This is a genomic window from Nonomuraea sp. NPDC003707 (assembly GCF_053587055.1).
The window spans coordinates 290,150-307,666 of record NZ_JBSFNK010000004.1 but is presented as its reverse complement, the minus strand read 5'-3'; the positions used below and the strand labels follow the sequence as shown (position 1 = coordinate 307,666).

Here is a 17,517-nt window from a genome sequence, read left to right as displayed (position 1 = left end):
ATGACGTCGTCGGCGCATCCGCTGGTCAGGCACAAAGGTGCTGCATGGCAGCATGGTAGCGCCTGTTCCTGCCGCAGGGCCTCGCATCTCGGGCGCCTGCCTGCTGGCACGCTCGCGGGCTGAATGAAAGTTTCACCGGCGGTGGAGCCCGCGGTAAATCCCTGGCCAGCGGCGATGGTTTCGGGGTTGACGCGTTTGCAGTGGCGCATTGACGCCGGGGAAAGCGCTTTCCTACTGTGGCGACGTTTCGCCCGCGCCTCCGTACCCGACACCTTGGAGAACGATGATGCGCCTGAAAGCCATCCTCACGTGCGCCGGCCTGTTAGCCGGCGCGTTCGTCGCACTGTCACCGACCGCCGCACAGGCCGCGCCGACGCGGTACGAGGCGGAGACCTCGCCCGCGGTCTGCACCGGCACCATCGACAGCAACTGGTCCGGCTACTCCGGCAGCGGATTCTGCAACGGCAACAACGCCACCGGCGCCTCCGCCCAGTTCACCGTCAACGCCGGCGCGGCCGGGACGGCGACGCTGAGCGTGCGGTTCGCGAACGGGACCACGACCGCCCGCCCCGCCGACCTGATCGTCAACGGGTCGACGGTCCAGAACGTCTCGTACGAGGGCACCGGCACGTGGGACACCTGGGTCACCAAGACGCTCACCGTGTCGGTGCGGGCGGGCAGCAACACCATCCAGTTCAACCCGACCACCTCGAACGGCCTGGCCAACCTCGACTACATCGACGTCGACGCGGGCGGCACGACCCCGCCGACGGGCAGCACGCTCTACGTGGCGCCGAACGGCAGGGACGGCGCGACCGGAACGCAGTCGGACCCGACGACCCTCACCTCGGCGATCACCCGCATCACGGCCGGCGGGACGATCTACGCACGCGGCGGGACCTACAACTTCTCCCAGACGGTCACCATCGCGGCGGGCAACAACGGCACCTCGAGCGCCCGCAAGAAACTGTCCGCCTACCCGGGCGAGACCCCGATCCTGAACTTCTCCGCTCAGAGCGAGGACCCGGCCAACCGCGGACTCGCCGTGAACGGGTCGTACTGGCACATCTACGGCATCGTCGTCGAGCGTGCCGGCGACAACGGCATCTTCGTCGGCGGCAGCAACAACATCTTCGAGCGCACGGAGACGCGGTTCAACCGGGACACGGGGCTGCAGCTCTCGCGGATCGCCTCCGACACGCCCCGCGACCAGTGGCCGTCCAACAACCTCATCCTGAGCGCGTTGTCGCACGACAACGCCGACTCCGACGGCGAGGACGCCGACGGCTTCGCCGCGAAGCTCACCGTCGGCTCCGGCAACGTCTTCCGCTACTGCGTGTCCCGCAACAACATCGACGACGGCTGGGACCTCTACACCAAGACGGACACGGGCGCCATCGGCCCGGTGACCATCGAGGACTCCCTGTCGTACAACAACGGCACGCTCAGCGACGGCAGCCAGGCCGGCAACGGTGACCGCAACGGCTACAAGCTCGGCGGCGAGGACATCGCGGTCAACCACACCATCCGGCGCAGCATCGCGTACCGCAACGGCAAGCACGGCTTCACCTACAACCGCAACCCCGGCACGATGACGGTGTCGGACAACGTCAGCATCGACAACACCGAGCGCAACTACTCGTTCGACGCCGGCACCTCGGTGTTCCGCAACAACACCTCGTGCCGCAGCGGCAGCGGCACCAACGACCGGATCGTCGGCAACTCCGACAGTTCGAACCAGTTCTGGTCCGGCTCGAACGGGTCCCGGTGCTCGTCCTACAGCGGCGCCCTGCGCTGGTCCTTCGCCTCGGACGGCCGCCTCGTCGTGACCTTCGGGTGACGCCGTGACAGAGGGGGCGAGTACGCCACCGTACTCGCCCCACTCCCGGCGTTCAGCCGAAAATAATGGAGCACGCGCTCTAGAATTGTGTATCGTGGGCATGCATTCCGTTCCTTCGACGACAGTGCAGGAGCTTGCGCATGCCCTCGTTCTCCCATGCCCGCCATATCGGCGCCGGTGCCGTGCTCGCCTTCGCGCTCGTCGGCTTACCTGCCGGGGCCGCGTCCGCCGAGCCCGGCGCGACCGGCGTCACCTTGACCGCCCAGGAGCAGCCCAAGCCGGCCCGCCCCACGCTGGAGGCCATCAAGCAGCGGGCCGCCCAGGACGGAGTCCCCCTGGAGCAGGCCGTCAAGGACTACATCAGCGCCACCGCCGCCAAGCAGGCCTTCTCGGCCGCCGCCCAGCCCGACGGTCCCGTGGACACCCCTGACGTCATGGTGGACGACCTGCACGCGGGCGAAATCGAGGACCTCACGCGCATCGCCGCCGCCGAGGGCATCGGGCTGGCCGCCGCGATCGACGCGATCTCCTGGCAGCCGCAGTTCGAGAAGGTGGCCGCTGAACTCGAGACCGGCTTCCCCGCCGAGTTCGCCGGAGCGGTCAAGTACGACGACAGCGCCTGGTTCGGCTTCAAGGGAGAGGTTCCGGCCAAGGCGGTCGAGCTCGCCAGAACCCTCCCCGTACGCGTCGACCTGGTCGGCGACCGCGGCTTCTCCGAGCAGGAGCTGTCCGCCGCCGGCACGGCCACCCACGCGACCGTCCTGGCCAACCCCGCCGTGCAGGACGCCACCACCTCCTACGACGTACGCACCGGGACCGTCATCGTGGAGGCGCAGTCGAGCGCGCCTCTCACCGCCCAGGGCCTGCTGCCCCGGCAGGCGTCGGAGGCCGGGATCCAGGCCCAGGTCACCCTGGTCGACAAGGTGTCGCAGCCGCAGGACAAGTACATGCGGGGCGGCGGCTCACTCAGCAACTGCACCTCGGGCTTCAACCTGAAGTACATCCACAGCAACACCAAGCGCCACGGGACCGCCGGCCACTGCGCGCAGAACTACCCCACCCGCACGTACTCCAACCACAGCACCCACGGCGGCTCGACCACGGTGAAGCGCGTCTGGTGGGCGGTCGGCGACTGGGGCGACCTCTCCTACTACACCGTCGGCTCCAAGACCGCGGGCCGCACGTTCTACCACGACTGGAACAAGACGAGGTACGCCGACGACCGTTCGGCCATGCCCTCCATAGGCACGCGTATCTGCCATTTCGGCATCACCAGCGGCGGGAGCTGCGCCAAGGTCGCCCGCCGCGACGTCTCCGCCGGGGGCATGAAGCACATGGTGGTCATGGACAAGAACATCAGCGAGGCAGGCGACTCCGGCGGACCCTGGTACTACGCCGGGACCGCGTACGGCATCCACTTCGGCCTGATCAGCGGGAAGTCGGCGTTCACGCCCGCGTACCTGTACCAGAACCGCGGCTACGACGTCTGGCACCGCTGACGGACACGGCGTGAAGGAGGAGGCAGCATGAGCCGGGCCGCCGTGGCGCTGGCCGTGACGCTCCTGACGGCCGCCACCGCCTGCACCGGCGGTGGCGGCACGGGGGCGACCACACCCGGTCCCGACCGGTTCGCCGTCACGGGCGACGACCCCTCGATCGTCGTCCACACCCTCACCTACGGCGCCGACATGAAGGCCGGCGGCACCCTGAGGTACCAGGCCGCGGGCCGGTGCCTGACCGTCTCCGCCACGAGGGGCGGGAAGGAGGCCGTGTTCACGCCGATCTGGCCGGCCGGCACGAGCCCCGTGAAGGACGGCGGGCGGCGGGGCGTGGACGTCCCCGGCTTCGGCCGCGTCATGGACGGTGACACGGTCGACGCCGGAGGTGACGAGTGGCCGGCGGGGGACGGCCGGCTGGGCGACGCGAGGCTCTGCCCTCCGGGCGGCAAGGTGATGGTGTTCAACGCCGGCTCGTTCCGGCGCTGACCACGCGATCCGCCGCGCCCAGTTCCAGGTGGGAGCCGGTGAACGCGGCCCGCAGGCGCCGATCGTGCGTCACGACCACCAGCGCGCCCCGGTAGGCGGCCAGCGCCTCCTCCAACTGCTCCACGAGCGTCGGCGACAGGTGGTTGGTCGGCTCGTCGAGCAGGAGCAGGTCCACGGGCTCGCTCACCAGCCGGGCGAGCTCGATCCGGCGCCGTTGCCCGTAGGAGAGCTCCCCCAGGCGCAGCCCGAGGTCCGACGGCCGGAAGAGCCCCAGGGCGAGCAGCGCGTCCGCGTGCTCGTCCAGGCTTCCGGGACGCCCGTCCGCGTAGGCCCGCAACACCGTCCGGTCCGCCGGCCCGACCCGGCCGAGGTCCCCCTCGTCCTGCCGGAAGAACCCGACCCGGCCGGCCCGCCGTACCTCTCCCGCGTCCGGACGCAGCTCCCCGGCGAGCACTCGCATCAGCGTGGTCTTGCCCGCCCCGTTCGGGCCGGTGACGAGCAGCCGCTCACCGGCGCCGACGGCCAGGGAGTCGAGGCGAAGCCGGCCCGCCACCACCACGCCGTCGAGCGCGGCCACCTCGGCTTCGGAAGCGGTCCCCGCGGTGGCGAAGGTGGCGGTGAAGCGCAGCGGCTCGGGAAGCGGCGGCGCCGGGTGCTCGGCGAGCCACCGTAGCCGCTGCTGGGACTGCCGGATGCGCCCGGCGGCCCCGTGCGTACGCGAGCGCGCCCGCCAGGCGCCGGTGCCCATGCCCGCCTTGGCGACCTTGCGCGGGATCCCGGCCAGCCGGCCCGCGTTGGCCGCCACCAGCGTGGCATGCCGATCCAGCTCCGTCTTCCACTCCTCGTGGGCCCGCGCCTGCGCGGCGCGTTCGGCGGCCTTGGCGACGAGGTACCCGGCGTAGCCGTCGCCGTAGCGGCGCACCTGCCCGTCGGCGACCTCCAGGATGGCGGTGGTCACCCGCTCCAGGAACATCCGGTCGTGCGTGATCGCCACCACCGTGCCCCGGTGAGCGCGCAGGCGCTGTTCGAGCCAGGCCACGGCCTGGTCGTCCAGGTCGTTGGTCGGCTCGTCGAGCAGCAGCAGCTCGGGAGCGGACGCCAGCGTGGCGGCCAGAGCGAGCCTGGCGCGTTCGCCGCCGGAGAGCGTGCCCAGCGGGCGGCTCCGGTCGAGCCCGGGCAGCCCGAGCCCGTGCAGCGCGATCTCCACCCGGACGTCGGCCTCGTAGCCGCCCCGTGCCTCGAACTGCGCCACGAGCCCCGCGTACGCCTCCGTGTCCGCCTCCGTGTCCGCCTCTTCGAGCGACCGTTCGGCCGCCCGCATCCGGGCCTCGAGCTCTCGCAGATCGGCCAGCGCCAGATCGACGGCGTCGGCCACCGTCGCGTGCGGCGGCAGCGCGAGTGACTGCGGCAGGTGTCCGACGCCGCCGGGTGCGACGGCCAGGAGCTCGCCGTTGTCCGGCCGCTCGGCGTTCGCCATGAGCCTGAGCAGGGTGGACTTGCCTGACCCGTTGTCGCCGATCACTCCGATCCGCTCGCCGGGTCTGACGGTGAGCGACACCCGGTCCAGGACGACGCGGGTGCCGTAACGCTTGGTGATTTCGGTGAGTGCGAGTTGGGCGGCGGTACGCAAAAGGCATGCCTCCTTTTCGAGGATGAACAAACGGGGTGGGGTGGTCAGCCCGGCGCCTTGCGGCTGAGGTGCTCCCAGGCCCGGTACTCCTCCGTGCGGGCCCGCTCCATCTGCTGGACGATGTCGTACGAGGCGCCGCCGACGATCAGCCGCGGCGGCGGCTCCGCCAGCTCGACCAGCTCCATGATCACCGGCGCCGCGGTGCTCGGGTCGGGACCGGCGTCCTCGCCCCACATCTCGGCCAGCTGGGCGTGCAGCGGCTCGTTCTCCGGGCGCCGCTCCGCGAGCGTGGTGCCCCGCGTGAACAGGTCCGTGCCGTACCCGCCCGGCTGCACGATCGTCACCTTGATCCCGAACGGCGCCACCTCCATCGCCAGCGCCTGGCTCACCGAGTCGAGCGCGGACTTGCTCGCCGCGTAGAACCCGACGGACGCGAACCCGCCGCCGGACCCCATCGAGGTGACCTGCAGGATGTGGCCGGACCCCTGCGCCCGCAGGTGCGGCACCACGGCCTGGGCCACCCAGATCGCACCGAAGAAGTTGACGTCGAACTGGGCGCGGATCTGCTCCTCGGTGGCCTCCTCCACCATGCCGAACAGCAGCGTGCCGGCGTTGTTGACCACGACGTCGAGCCGGCCGAACGCCGCCGCGGCCTCGTCCACGACCTTCTGGACGGCCGCGCGGTCGCGGACGTCCAGCGTCAGCCGTACGAGGCTGTCGGGGTGGGCGGCGGCGAGGTCGGCGAGGGGGCCGAGGTCGCGGGCGGCGGCCACGACGCGGTCTCTGGCGGCGAGCGCCGCCTCGGCGAAGGCCCTGCCCAGGCCCCTCGACGCGCCGGTGATGAACCAGACTCGGGCAGTCATCACACGGACTCCTCACCATCATGAGACGATACGGTCCGTCTCGTGATGACAAGGTATACAGGGACTCCGCTTCTACGTCAAGACGGACCGTCTCGTCTCGCAGTGGCGGCATGCGGCTGCCCGCACCGTCACCGGGTTCGCCAGGTCAGGCGCCGGGCACCGGGCGTGCGCGGGGCCGGCGCATCAGCAGCACCGCGACCAGCAGGAACAGGAGCCCCACACCGGCGGCCGCGCCGCCCACGACGACGTAGGTCATGTCGATCGGCGGGTTGGTGGTCGGCGCGGCGACCGGCCCGCCACCGAGGTACTCCTTCCCCTTGTACGGGGCCGCTTCGATCTTCGTGTCCTTGGCGGCGCCCGCCGCCCGCACCGCCGCCGCCGCGTCGATCAGCCCGAAGCCGAGGAACACGTTGTAGCCGGACGGCGGCTTCCTGGCGGTCCGCACCAGGATGTCGCGTACCTGCCGGGGCGTCAGATCGGGATTGCGGGACAGCATCAGCGCCGCGGTGCCCGCCGCGAGCGCGCAGGCCGGTGAGGTGCCGTCCCCCGCCCGGTAGCCGCCGCGGTTGTCTGCGGCGTAGATGTCCACGCCGGGTGCGGTGATCGTGTTGTACGTGTGCACCTGGGAGAAGTCCGCCCGCGCGCCGCCCGGCCCCATCGCCGCCACCGCGATCACTCCCGGGTAGGCGGCCGGGTAGGAGACGACGTTGTTCGCGTCGACCTCCAGCGGGTCGGTGGATCCGCCGTTGCCCGCGCTGGCCAGCAGGATGGCCCCCTTGCCGAGGGCGTAGTCGACGGCCGCGGCCGTCGTCTCGTCGTAACCGCTGCCGAGGCCCCACTCGTCGGTGCCGAGGGACATGGAGATCACGCGGGCGCCCTTGTCGACGGCGTACCGGATGCCCTTGGCCAGCGCGGTGGCCGCCTTGATGCTCTCCTTGTCGGCGGCGGTGCCGCCGGACTTGGCGGCGGACTCCGCGCGCTTGCGCGCCGGGTCCTCCCGGTCCCAGATCACCCGTACCGAGAGCACGCGGGCCTGCGGGGCGACCCGCAGCACGCTGGAGGCCATGGCGGTGCCGTGCGCGCCCCAGTACGACTGCCCGGGCTTCGCGCCGCCGCCGATGAAGTCGGGGCCGTTCGTCACCCGTCCGCGGAACTCCGGATGGTTCTTCACGACCCCGGTGTCCAGGACCGCGACGGTGATCCCCTTGCCCTGTCCGAGCCGCTGCGCGGCCGGCACCTTCATGATCTGCTGTTCCCAGCCCCGCGGCGCCTCGGCCACGGCCGGCGCGGCGGTGGCCGCGACCAGTCCGGCGACCATGACGGCCGCACAGGTCAGCCTGCGAATCATGCCCCCACCTTCCGAGCCTCCGCGTACAGCCGGGTGGCCAGGCTCTCCGCGAGCCCTTGCGCGGTGTACGCCCACGCCTCACGGTCCTCCCGCTGCGGGTACTCCCTCCTGCCCCACGGTTCGGGCAGCCGTCCGGGCCTGCGGCCGTCCGCCGGCCCCGTGGTGACCGCCACGAACATGGGCACGTCCCCAACGGTCCTTCCGCCGTTCCCGGTGCGCGCGGAGTCCTTCCACTGGGTGCCTGGCGCGGCGAGCGCGCGCACCGCGTGGTCCGGCTTCCGCTGCGCCTCACGCACGATGCCCTCCAGGTCGACACGGGGCTGCGACTCGCGGAAGGCGACCAGGGCCACGGTGGCGGCCGTCCCTCCGGTGTCGTCCACGTACGTGGCGCGCACGGCCGCGACGCAGCCCCGCTCAGTGGCGACCCGGGCCAGCTCGCCGGAGAGCGCCGTTCGGCAGGAGGTGTCGGAGGAGATCGCGGCCCTGGTCCAGCCGCGCTCGTCGTTCGGGGAGGAGTAGCCCTTGTCGGGGTGCTCCCGGCCGAGCCGCGGCGGTAACAGCTTCTCGACGGGCACGTTGCGCCACAGCTCCTTGGAGTACGCCGAGTTGTGGATGACCTGCCGGCTGTTCGAGTAGGCGTGCGCGATGAGCGCGCCACCGCCGAGCACGGCCAGCAGACCGAAGCCCGCGACGACCAGCCCCACGAGGACCCGCCAGGCGCTGCGCGGGGGCCGCACCGGCCCGGTCGGCGGTGGCGGCTGCTGGTAGGGGCCGGGCGGGTACGGCTGGGGAGGCCCGGGGGGCGGCTGAGGGGGATGGAACCCCGGCCCGGAGCCGGACGGGGGGTACATCAATGTCTCTCCTGTCGTGCGAGCGGGCCGATCAAGGTTCCGTTTAAGCCCCTCTGATCGATTTGCGCGTTCTGACCCTATCGGTGCTCGGCGGATCACCTCCCCGGACTTCCTTGACCTCAAGTGCGATTCAGCTTCTAGCGTCGTCGGCGACGGACGAAAGGAGTTCGACTGTGACGACACTTGTCACGGGTGCCACCGGGAACACCGGCCGCCACGTGGTGACGGAGCTGCTCCGCCGCGGAGAGCCCGTTCGGGCGCTGACCCGCGATCCGGTCGCGGCGGCCGGGACGTTGCCGGCCGGGGTGGAGCTGGTGGCCGGCACGCACCACGAACCGGCGACGTTGGACACCGCCCTCAACGGCGCCGGCCGATTGCACATCACGGTGACGACGGGACTCGCCGAGGTCGGTCCCGAGTTGGTCCGGCGGGCGGTCGCCGCAGGTGTCCGGCGCATCACCGTGGTGTGGGGCGGCTGGGTGGGACCCGTCGAGCAGGCCGTGGCCGACTCGGGCGTGGAATGGACGCGTCTGGAGCCGCAGGAGTTCATGTCCAACACGTTGACCTGGGCCGGATCGATCCGGGCCGAGGGAATTGTCCGGGAGCCGTACGACTTTCCCAGTGCGCTGGTCCACGAGGCCGACATCGGGGCCGTGGCGGCCGTCGCACTGCTCGACGACGGCCATGCGGGACGCGCGTACAACCTCACCGGTCCCGAGGCGCTGACCCCGCGCGAGCGGATCTCTCGCCTGTCCCGGGCCGTCCACAGCGACATCGCCTTCATGCCCATCACCCATGAACAGGCCGTCGACAGGCTGATGGCCACCGGCGTCTCCCGTGCGGACGCCGAGTATGTCATCGGCTGGTACGCCACCCCCAGCGATTCCGCCACGACCGTGGACGACACCGTTGAACGGGTGATCGGCCGTCCGGCGCGTACGTTCGCGCAGTGGGTGGCAGAGCACGCCGAACGTTTCAAGATCAGCCGTTAGGCCGCCCGCCGAGATCGGGCGGGGTCTCGCCGGGCGGCTTCAGTTGAAGAATCGCGTCAGGTGCTCGACGACGATCTCGGGCTGCTCCTCGGGGATGTAGTGGCCGCTGTCCGGCACCAGCACCACCTCGACGTCGGTGCCCTTGTCCGGCAGCACTTGAGCACGGCGCCGGCCACGCATTTGCCCTGACACTGACGTCAAGGATGTAGCGTGCCCGCGGACTCTGACCTCGAGGATGACGATGAAATTCGCGATCAACTACTCCGCGGCCGACGGGCTCGACCCCGACGGGCTCGTAACGTATGCCCGCCATGCCGAGGATTGCGGCTTTGAGGGGCTGTACCTGCCCGAGCACGTCGTGCTGTATCCCGGCGCCGCGGTCGGCCCCTTCGAGTTGCCGCCGTCCCTGCCCTTCCCCGATCCGCTCGACTGCCTGGCCTTCGTCGCGGCGGCCACCCGGCGCATCCTGCTGGGCACCGCTGTGCTGCTGCTGCCGTACCACCACCCCGTGGTCCTGGCCAAGCGGCTGGCGACCATCGACGTGCTGTCCAAGGGACGGATGCGGCTGCTCACCGTGGGGCTGGGCACGCTGCCCGGCGAGGCCAGGGCGATGGGAGTCGACTTCGCCACCCGCGGACGCCGTACCGACGAGGCCATCGACGTGCTGCGGCTGCTGTGGGGAGGCGACGAGAAGGGCGTCAGCTTCGACGGCGAGTTCTTCGGCTTCGACGACGTGACCAGCTACCCGAAGCCGTACTCGGGCACCCACCTGCCGATCCACGTCGGCGGGTCGAGCCGGGCGGCCGCGCGGCGCGCCGGTCGGCGCGGCGACGGCTACTTCCCCGGCGGCGCCCTCACCCCGGAGGAACGCGCGATCCAGTGGGAGCTGGCCCGGGCCGCCGCCGTGGAGGCCGGCCGTGACCCCGGCGCGCTGGAGCACACCCGATGGGGCTCGATCGACATGTCCGCCGAACGGGTCGAGGCCTTCGCCGCGCAAGGCGTGACCCGCATCGTGGTCGGCCCCACCTCGGCGGATCCGGAACAGCAGCGCGATGAGATGTCCGCGTTCGCCGAGCGGTTCGCGCTCCTCAGCGCCGGCTGACCCCCGAAACGGCACCGGGCGCGCGCAGGTTGGTGATGATGGCGGTGGACTTGCCGGCGAGGGCGCCGGCAACGTACCGGTCGATGACCGGGAGCCGGGCCAGTTTGAGTGCGGCTCGCCGGAGGTGCAGCTGCCGGGTGGTGGCGGGGATGAACCAACGTGTCCCGTCGCGGGCTACCTGCTGCTTGTCGGTGACCACCGGTCGCAGTGCCTGCTCGTAACGTTCCAGCGCGATGTCAAGGGTGTCGGTACGTGACAGGTGCTCGGCCAGGACGTACGCGCCGGTGATGCCCAAGGAGGCACCCTGGCCGGCGAGGAGGGACACCGCGTAGGCGGCGTCGCCGATGAGCACCACGCGGCCCCGTCTCCAGGCCGGCATGTCGATCTGGGCCACCTGGTCGTAGTAGACCTGCTCCGGCGGTGGACAGGCGGCCAGAGCGCGTGGCGCGACCCAGCCGAGGGCGCCGTATTCGTGGCGGATCGCCGCACGTGGATCGGCCGGCAGCGTGGGGTCCGGGGTGCGATGCACGGTGAAGACCGCCACGCGCCTGTCTCGCAGCCCGTAAAGGCCCATCTGCCGGTTGACGGTGTCGGTCAGGCAGAACTGCCGGGCCACCTGGGCGTGGATGTCGGCGTCGTCGAACGAGTACGCGGCGGTGTGGAATCCCAGGTATCGCAGGAATTGCCGTTCGGGCCCGAAGACGTGGTCGCGGACGGTGGAGTGGATGCCGTCGGCACCTACCAGGAGATCGGCCTCGATGGTGCTGTCGTCGGTGAGGGTGACGGTGACGCCGTCGGCGCGGTTGTCGATGCGGGTGAGGGTGGTGGCGTGACGCACATCGACGCGGTCGGAGAGGTGTTCGCGCAGAGCACGTTCGAGGTCGGGGCGCATGATGCTGGTCAGCCGGCCGTTCACGATCTTGGCGAACCGGGCGAACCGCACGCCGGAGCGCCGGCGGCCGTGGTGATCCCGGTAGGTCATCTCATCGATCCGGTAGCCCAGCTCCCGGATGCGCGGCAGCACGCCCATGGCCTCGGCGGCGTCGTAGCCGGGGCCGAAAAAGTCGATCATGTAACCCTGGGTACGAGGGCCGGGCGCCTTTTCCAGAACCACGACCTCGGCCCCGAAGCTGTCGAGGCGCTGGGCGAGGGCCAGTCCGGCGATTCCGGCTCCACAGATGACCACTTTCACGACATTTCACCATTCCTTACTCGGCGGGCGTGATGAGCCGCTCCAGGACGGTTGTCAGCTCCGTGGCGTCCGGTCCCGGGCCGAGCGCGCGGTGCAGCATGATGCCGTCGAACGCGGCGGCCAGCACCGCGGCGGTCGCCTCGGGCGCGGCCACCCCCTGCTCGGCCAGCCGGCCGGCCAGCAGCCGCCGGAACTCGTCGACGACCGCACCCACTGAGCGGCGCAGGCTCTCGTCCCGGCCGGCGGCCAGGTACGTCTCGGCGAACAGCAGCGAGGTCGGATCCCGGCCGTCGTAGTCCTTCAGAAAAGCCACCATCAGCTTCAGCGCTTCGCCGGGCGTGTGCGCCTGCTCCAGGCCCGCGCCGATCTGCTCGATCAGCGCGCGCATCACGCCGAGCGCGGCCTCGGCCAGCAGGGCCTGGACGGAGGCGAAGTGATAGTGCACCACGCCGGGGGCCACTCCGGCCCGGTCGGCCAGCATCCGCGTACTGACCGCCGACCAGCCTCGCTCGGCGATCAACTCGGCCGCCACCCCCAGCAGACGCCGACGCGCCTCCCGCCCCCGTTCCGCCGCCGTCGCACTCACTCGTCCACACTCCTGGTCAATCGCCCTGGACGATCGCCCTGGACGTATGTCCAAAACGTAGCACGCGATCTACTCCGGCAAAAGCCTCTTGTGGAGCGGATGGGGCGTGATCGCGCGATCAGTTGCCCACGCCGAGGCCGGACATGAACACGGACGGGTATCGGTCGCCGCGCGCCGAGCCCGGCGGCACCGCCTTCTCGATTTCGGCGAGGTCGTCCGCGGTGAGGTTCAGGTCCATCGCGGGCAGCGCCTCGGCCAGCCGCTCGCGGGTGCGGGCGCCGACCAGCGGCACGATGTCCGCGCCCTGCGCGGCCACCCAGGCGATGGCCAGCTGGGCGACGGTGCGGCCCTTCGCCTCGGCGACCCGGCGCAGAGCGTCCACGAGGGCGAGGTTGTGCTCCACGTTCCCGCTGGAGAAGCGCGGGCTGAAGCCGCGGCTGTCACCGGAGCCGGCGGTGTGGCCTGCGGTCCAGTGACCGGAGATGAGGCCGCGGCCGAGCACGCCGTACGCGGTCAGGCCGATGCCGAGCTCCCGCAGTGTGGGCAGGACGTCCGCCTCCACCGCGCGGGAGATCAGCGAGTACTCGATCTGCAGGTCCGCGATCGGGTGGACGGCGTGCGCCCGGCGGATCGTCGCCGCGTCGACCTCCGATAGGCCGATGTGCCGAACGTACCCGGCCTCGACCAGCTCCTTGATCGCGCCCACCGTCTCCTCGATCGGGACCGCCGGGTCCAGCCGGGCGGGACGGTAGATGTCGATGTGATCGGTGCCCAGCCGGGCCAGCGAGTAGCCCAGGAAGTTCTTCACCGCCTCGGGACGGCCGTCATGCCCGCCGAACTCGTGGCCCGGCCCCCGCAGCATGCCGAACTTGACGCTCAGCCGGTAGCTGTCGCGATCCCGGCCGCGCAGCGCCTCGGAGAGCAGCAACTCGTTGTGGCCCATGGCGTAGAAGTCGCCGGTGTCGATGAGCGTGACGCCGGCCTCCAGCGCGGCGTGCACGGTGGCGATGCTCTCCGCCCGGTCGGCCGTGCCGTACGCGCCCGACATGCCCATCGCGCCCAGGCCCAGCGCGGAAACGGCCGGTCCGGTGCGGCCCAGGGTTCGTCTCTGCATCACGTTCTCCCTCGTTCTCGATGTCGTCCCCAACCATGCGCCCGAACCGGGACGGGCGGGAGCGGAGCGTTCATCGTGGGAGAGCCGCTCCCTGGCTCGGCTCGCCGGGCGCGAGGCAGTATGAAGCAATGCAACGTGACCAGCTCGCCGACTTCCTGCGCCGCCGCCGCGAGGGGATCCGGCCGGCCGAGGTGGGCCTCGCCGACGGCCCCCGCCGCCGCACCACCGGCCTGCGCCGGGAAGAGGTGGCGCTGCTCGCCGGCATGTCGGTGGACTATGTCGTACGCCTCGAGCAGGGCCGCAGCAGCCAGCCCTCGACCCAGATGCTCGGCGCGCTGGCCCGGGCGCTGCGCCTGTCCGACGACGAGCGCGACCACCTGTTCCACCTGGCCGGCCACCGGCCGCAGCCCGCCGACGGGGTGGCCCGCCTGGCCCGCGCCGGCCTGATCCGCATGCTCGATCTGCTCGGCGACACCCCCGCCCTCGTGCTGTCCGACCTGGGCGAGATCCTCGCCCAGAACCGCGCGGCCGTCCTGCTGACGGGCGACCACACCGGCTTCTCCGGCGACCGGCGCTACATCGTCTACCGCTGGTTCACCGACCCCGCCACGCGCGCCGTCTGCCCGCCCGAGGAGCAGGAGCACCGGGCCCGGCAGTTCGTGGCCGACCTGCGCGCGGCCGCCGGCCGCCGCTCCGGCGACCCCGTGGTCGCCGGGCTCGTCGACCGGCTGCAGACCGCGAGCGCCGACTTCCGCCGGCTATGGGCCGAGCACGAGGTGGCCGTACGGCGCGGCGACCGCAAAACCCTGCTGCACCCGCGGGTGGGCCGCCTGGTGATGGACTGCGAGACTCTGGTCACCCCCGATCAGGGTCAGGAACTGCTGGTGCTCACCCCGGCGGACGCCGAATCCCGCGAGCGGCTGGAGCTGCTGCTGGTGCTCGGCATCGAGGAGTTCCCCACGGGCACGCACGTACGGTGAAAACCGCTTCCTCCCTGCCTCAATCGGATAGAAGGGCCCGGCGCCGTACTCGCCGCGTGGCGGCCAGTCCTCCCGCCAGGCCACTCACCGCGCAGACCAGCACCAGCCCGGCGTACTGCGGCAGAGAGTAGGCGAACCACGGCTCGCCGGTCGCGGCCTTGCCGAGCATGGTGAGCGAGGCGGCGGCGATGCCCGTTCCGAGCAGCGTACCGATGCATGTCACGATCAACGTCTCCCAGCACACCGCTCTCGCGAGCTGCCGCGGCTTGGTCCCCACCGTGCGCAGCAGCCGGATCTCTTCGGTCCGCTCGGCCATCGTCATGGCCGTCGCGTTGAGCACCGAGATCACCGTGTAAGCCACCGCCGATCCCACCAGCACCGGGGCCGCCCACGCCGACGGCCCGGTACGGGTCACCCCCGCCACCGCATCGGTGGTCGCCACGGCGAACAGGAAGGTGCACGCCAGCGCCACGGTCAACATCACCGGCGACGCCGCCGCCATCGCCCGGCGCGGCTGGGCGACCAGCGAGGACCTGGCCAGCATCCCGGCGCCCGGATCGAGCCGGGCCGCCAGGGCTCCGAGCAGCCATCCCATCCCCCGCACCGCGACGGGGCCCAGCGCGGACGCGCCCACACAGAGCGCCATCGTCGCCCCCAGCGCAGTCGGCGGCGCGTCCTTCGACGTGACCTGCGGCACGAGCCACAGCAGCACTCCGCCGCCGGCCAGCGCCGCCCCTCCGACGACCGCCCTGGACCAGGGCAGCAGCCGCCGCTGCGCCGCGCTGTCCCGCAGCACCTCCAGCGGCCCCACACGCACCGCCTTGCGCGCCGCGACCCGGGCCGCCAGCAGCGTCACCGCCAGCCCGACCACCAGCGCCACGACGAACGGCCCCGTCGTGACCTCCACCGGGACACCTCCCGGCGCCAACCCGGTCATGCGCATGAACGCCGCCATCAGCGCGGCGTACGGGACGGCCAGCGCGCAGCCCGCCACACCCGCCAGCACGGCCACCACCAGCGCCTCCGCCGTGATGAGCCGGCTCACCTGCCGCGGCCTCATGCCGACCGACCGCAGCAGCGCCCAGGTCCTGCGCTGCCGCAGCACGTGCAGGCTCAGCGTGCCCGCCACCACGAAGATCGACACGAATCCCGACACCACGGCCGACAGCACCAGCAACCCCATGACGCCGTTCAGCTCGTCACGTGCGCCCGCGCTGGCGACCACCAGGCCGCTCCCGCCGATCAGCATCACGGCCAGGACCACCGCCGCGAACGAAGCGGCGAAGCCCATCCGATTGGTCCGTACGTTGTTCCAGGCCAGGACGAGTGTCACCGGCGGCCGCCCAGCCGCAGGCCGATCTGGTCGGCCGAGGGCCTGTCCAGAACCTCGATGATCCGCCCGTCGGTCAGGAACAGCACGCTGTCCGCCCGGGCCGCCGCCTCCGGATCGTGCGTGACCATGACCACCGTCTGGCCGAACGCGTCGACCGCCTCCCGCAGCAGTGCCAGCACCTCGTGCCCGGTACGGCGGTCCAGCGCCCCCGTCGGCTCGTCGGCGAACAGCACCTCCGGCCTGCCGAGCAGGGCGCGCGCGATCGCCACCCGCTGCTGCTGGCCACCGGACAACTGCGACGGGCGATGCCCCTCCCGCCCGGCCAGCCCGACCCGGTGCAGCAGCTCGCGCACCCGTGACGGGTCGGGCCGCCGCCGGGCCAGCCTGCTGGGCAGGACCACGTTCTGCCAGGCGGTCAGCGACGGCACCAGGTTGAACGCCTGGAAGATGACGCCTACCCGGTCGCGGCGCAGCACCGCCAGTTCGTTCTCCCCGAAGCGGGTGATGTCCTGCCCCGCGATGCGAACCGCCCCCGAATCCGGCCGGTCCAACCCCGACGCGCACTGCAGCAGCGTGCTCTTGCCCGACCCCGACGGGCCCATCACCGCGGTGAAACTGCCGCGCGGGAATCCGATGCTGACCTGCCGGAGCGCGACCACTTCGGTGGCGCCTTTCCCATATGTCCTGGTCACTTCCTCAAGGTGGACCGCATGGTCGATCATGATCAACAGCGTGGCGGAACGCGTACGCCCCGCCCATCCGGCATCTCCCTGATCGGCCCCTGACATCTCACGTCTTGGTCAGCACCGCGTCCGCGGGCCGTATGATCATCGGCCATGACGCGAGCTGAGCCCGCCGATCACCGGCGGTTTCTCGACGCCGTTGCCCGAGCGATGTCCGAAGAGGACGACATCTGGCGGTTCCAGGCGCCGGCGGGCGGGTCCACGCTGGTGGCCCGCGCCGTCGACGACGAACCGGAGGTGGTGGCGCTCATCGACGCGGGGTCGCTGGACGCGAGGGTCACCGTCGACGACGTCGCGCGCGTGGCGGACCTTGCTGCCCAGGTGGGAACGACCGCCGCTTCGGAAGGGCGGCCCGCAGCGTTCGTGTGCTCGCGCCGCGCACCGACCGAGGAAGCCGTCAAGGCCGCCTACCTGCGTAACCTGCGGATTCTGAGCGTTCATCCAACGGGTGAGGACTCCTGGGGCTACGACATGGCCATCCTGTCCCACCAAGAGTTCACGCAGCCGCCGAACGCCCCTACCCTCAGCGAGCAGCAGTGGAGAGCCGTACACGACGGCAGTGACGGCGCGGTCTTCCGCGACGCCCGGCAGAGCCCGATCGCCTCGTTCGCGGGCCTGTGCGCCGTGCTGGCCTGGCAGGAGGAGGTGGCCTCGTGGGGGTCCCGGCGTTTCGACCTGCCCGCCGGGACGTCGATGGTCGTCCCTGACCAGCCGCCTCTGCCCGTCGCCGGTGTGACCCTGCGGTTCCACAAGGAGACCCGTCCGCTACGAGGCACACGGGAGGAGAGCGCCTTCGCGGATCTCCTGACCGAGTGGCTGTGGGGCTGACGAGCCGCGATCTTCGGTCGTACTGCCATCCCCAGGGCGGAAGACCTCACCCGCGTCGCCCGGTACCCGGGCGCCGACCCGCCAGCCGTACTCGCTCACCCAGCTGACTTGGCTTCGTACCATCGGGTCG

17 protein-coding genes are annotated in these 17,517 nt (G+C 71.5%); 7 read left to right on the top strand and 10 right to left on the bottom strand.

All coding sequences use genetic code 11. The features are described 5' to 3' along the window. The first annotated feature begins 283 nt into the window (after positions 1-283). From ACWDRB_RS12270 to ACWDRB_RS12260, 3 genes are all read left to right on the top strand, one after another. Positions 284-1,840 (top strand): carbohydrate-binding protein, encoded by a 1,557-nt coding sequence (locus ACWDRB_RS12270; RefSeq protein WP_363970573.1) that lies wholly within the window; start codon positions 284-286, stop codon positions 1,838-1,840. Positions 1,841-1,980: 140 nt separating this feature from the next. After that, positions 1,981-3,339, top strand: coding sequence for a hypothetical protein (locus ACWDRB_RS12265; protein ID WP_449893225.1), 1,359 nt, complete (start codon positions 1,981-1,983; stop codon positions 3,337-3,339). Positions 3,340-3,366: 27 nt separating this feature from the next. Beyond that, positions 3,367-3,825 carry a hypothetical protein gene (locus ACWDRB_RS12260; protein WP_449893223.1) on the top strand — a complete coding sequence of 153 codons (459 nt, stop codon included), beginning with the start codon at positions 3,367-3,369 and terminating at the stop codon, positions 3,823-3,825. On the opposite strand, the gene ACWDRB_RS12255 is transcribed toward ACWDRB_RS12260, so the two are convergent. The 4 genes from ACWDRB_RS12255 to ACWDRB_RS12240 form a co-directional block, all read right to left on the bottom strand. Further along, positions 3,800-5,455 (bottom strand): TlrC/CarA/OleB/SrmB family ABC-F type ribosomal protection protein, encoded by a 1,656-nt coding sequence (locus tag ACWDRB_RS12255; RefSeq protein WP_449893221.1) that lies wholly within the window; start codon positions 5,453-5,455, stop codon positions 3,800-3,802. The genes ACWDRB_RS12260 and ACWDRB_RS12255 overlap by 26 nt on opposite strands. Before the next feature lie 44 nt (positions 5,456-5,499). Continuing rightward, positions 5,500-6,318 carry an SDR family NAD(P)-dependent oxidoreductase gene (locus ACWDRB_RS12250; RefSeq protein WP_449893218.1) on the bottom strand — a complete coding sequence of 273 codons (819 nt, stop codon included), beginning with the start codon at positions 6,316-6,318 and terminating at the stop codon, positions 5,500-5,502. Between the two features lie 145 nt (positions 6,319-6,463). After that, positions 6,464-7,666, bottom strand: a complete 1,203-nt coding sequence (locus ACWDRB_RS12245; RefSeq protein ID WP_355197538.1) for a S8 family serine peptidase — start codon at positions 7,664-7,666, stop codon at positions 6,464-6,466. Then, positions 7,663-8,517 carry a hypothetical protein gene (locus ACWDRB_RS12240; RefSeq protein WP_449893216.1) on the bottom strand — a complete coding sequence of 285 codons (855 nt, stop codon included), beginning with the start codon at positions 8,515-8,517 and terminating at the stop codon, positions 7,663-7,665. The genes ACWDRB_RS12245 and ACWDRB_RS12240 overlap by 4 nt, the downstream gene beginning before the upstream one ends. A gap of 173 nt (positions 8,518-8,690) precedes the next feature. Between ACWDRB_RS12240 and ACWDRB_RS12235 the strand changes: the two genes are divergently transcribed. Next, the gene (locus ACWDRB_RS12235; RefSeq protein WP_449893213.1) at positions 8,691-9,509 is read left to right on the top strand and encodes an NmrA family NAD(P)-binding protein; all 819 of its coding nucleotides are present in this window, start codon (positions 8,691-8,693) and stop codon (positions 9,507-9,509) included. A gap of 39 nt (positions 9,510-9,548) precedes the next feature. Here the strand turns inward: ACWDRB_RS12235 and ACWDRB_RS12230 are convergent, their stop codons facing one another. Next, positions 9,549-9,689, bottom strand: coding sequence for an alpha/beta fold hydrolase (locus ACWDRB_RS12230; RefSeq protein ID WP_449893210.1), 141 nt, complete (start codon positions 9,687-9,689; stop codon positions 9,549-9,551). Between the two features lie 61 nt (positions 9,690-9,750). Here ACWDRB_RS12230 and ACWDRB_RS12225 point away from each other — a divergent pair, with 61 nt between their 5' ends. After that, positions 9,751-10,611: an LLM class F420-dependent oxidoreductase gene (locus tag ACWDRB_RS12225; RefSeq protein ID WP_449893208.1), complete on the top strand. Its 861-nt coding sequence runs from the start codon at positions 9,751-9,753 to the stop codon at positions 10,609-10,611. On the opposite strand, the gene ACWDRB_RS12220 is transcribed toward ACWDRB_RS12225, so the two are convergent. From ACWDRB_RS12220 to ACWDRB_RS12210, 3 genes are all read right to left on the bottom strand, one after another. Beyond that, positions 10,598-11,803 (bottom strand): FAD-dependent monooxygenase, encoded by a 1,206-nt coding sequence (locus tag ACWDRB_RS12220; protein WP_449893206.1) that lies wholly within the window; start codon positions 11,801-11,803, stop codon positions 10,598-10,600. The two genes, ACWDRB_RS12225 and ACWDRB_RS12220, sit on opposite strands and share 14 nt — an antisense overlap. Before the next feature lie 16 nt (positions 11,804-11,819). Beyond that, a complete protein-coding gene (locus ACWDRB_RS12215) occupies positions 11,820-12,389 on the bottom strand; it encodes a TetR/AcrR family transcriptional regulator (RefSeq protein WP_449893204.1) in 570 nt (189 codons plus the stop codon). Between the two features lie 118 nt (positions 12,390-12,507). After that, entirely contained in the window at positions 12,508-13,503 is a 996-nt protein-coding gene (locus ACWDRB_RS12210; RefSeq protein WP_449893202.1) for an aldo/keto reductase, read from the bottom strand. 128 nt (positions 13,504-13,631) lie between these two features. Here ACWDRB_RS12210 and ACWDRB_RS12205 point away from each other — a divergent pair, with 128 nt between their 5' ends. Beyond that, on the top strand, positions 13,632-14,483 hold the full coding sequence (locus ACWDRB_RS12205; RefSeq protein ID WP_449893200.1) for a helix-turn-helix transcriptional regulator: 852 nt from the start codon (positions 13,632-13,634) through the stop codon (positions 14,481-14,483). A gap of 19 nt (positions 14,484-14,502) precedes the next feature. On the opposite strand, the gene ACWDRB_RS12200 is transcribed toward ACWDRB_RS12205, so the two are convergent. After that, entirely contained in the window at positions 14,503-15,816 is a 1,314-nt protein-coding gene (locus tag ACWDRB_RS12200) for an FtsX-like permease family protein (RefSeq protein ID WP_449893197.1), read from the bottom strand. Beyond that, positions 15,813-16,538, bottom strand: coding sequence for an ABC transporter ATP-binding protein (locus tag ACWDRB_RS12195; protein ID WP_449893195.1), 726 nt, complete (start codon positions 16,536-16,538; stop codon positions 15,813-15,815). Before ACWDRB_RS12195 ends, ACWDRB_RS12200 begins: the two co-directional genes overlap by 4 nt. Before the next feature lie 114 nt (positions 16,539-16,652). Here ACWDRB_RS12195 and ACWDRB_RS12190 point away from each other — a divergent pair, with 114 nt between their 5' ends. Next, entirely contained in the window at positions 16,653-17,387 is a 735-nt protein-coding gene (locus tag ACWDRB_RS12190; RefSeq protein ID WP_449893193.1) for a hypothetical protein, read from the top strand. The last annotated feature ends 130 nt before the right edge of the window (positions 17,388-17,517 follow it).

Bases quoted from the DNA above. Each gene is read 5' to 3' on its own strand.
- ACWDRB_RS12190 (WP_449893193.1), top strand. From the start codon at position 16,653: ATGACGCGAGCTGAGCCCGCCGATCACCGGCGGTTTCTCGACGCCGTT.
- ACWDRB_RS12265 (WP_449893225.1), top strand. From the start codon at position 1,981: ATGCCCTCGTTCTCCCATGCCCGCCATATCGGCGCCGGTGCCGTGCTC.
- ACWDRB_RS12270 (WP_363970573.1), top strand. From the start codon at position 284: ATGATGCGCCTGAAAGCCATCCTCACGTGCGCCGGCCTGTTAGCCGGC.
- ACWDRB_RS12245 (WP_355197538.1), bottom strand. From the start codon at position 7,666: ATGATTCGCAGGCTGACCTGTGCGGCCGTCATGGTCGCCGGACTGGTC.
- ACWDRB_RS12205 (WP_449893200.1), top strand. From the start codon at position 13,632: ATGCAACGTGACCAGCTCGCCGACTTCCTGCGCCGCCGCCGCGAGGGG.
- ACWDRB_RS12225 (WP_449893208.1), top strand. From the start codon at position 9,751: ATGAAATTCGCGATCAACTACTCCGCGGCCGACGGGCTCGACCCCGAC.
- ACWDRB_RS12210 (WP_449893202.1), bottom strand. From the start codon at position 13,503: ATGCAGAGACGAACCCTGGGCCGCACCGGACCGGCCGTTTCCGCGCTG.
- ACWDRB_RS12250 (WP_449893218.1), bottom strand. From the start codon at position 6,318: ATGACTGCCCGAGTCTGGTTCATCACCGGCGCGTCGAGGGGCCTGGGC.
- ACWDRB_RS12260 (WP_449893223.1), top strand. From the start codon at position 3,367: ATGAGCCGGGCCGCCGTGGCGCTGGCCGTGACGCTCCTGACGGCCGCC.
- ACWDRB_RS12240 (WP_449893216.1), bottom strand. From the start codon at position 8,517: ATGTACCCCCCGTCCGGCTCCGGGCCGGGGTTCCATCCCCCTCAGCCG.
- ACWDRB_RS12195 (WP_449893195.1), bottom strand. From the start codon at position 16,538: ATGATCGACCATGCGGTCCACCTTGAGGAAGTGACCAGGACATATGGG.
- ACWDRB_RS12230 (WP_449893210.1), bottom strand. From the start codon at position 9,689: ATGCGTGGCCGGCGCCGTGCTCAAGTGCTGCCGGACAAGGGCACCGAC.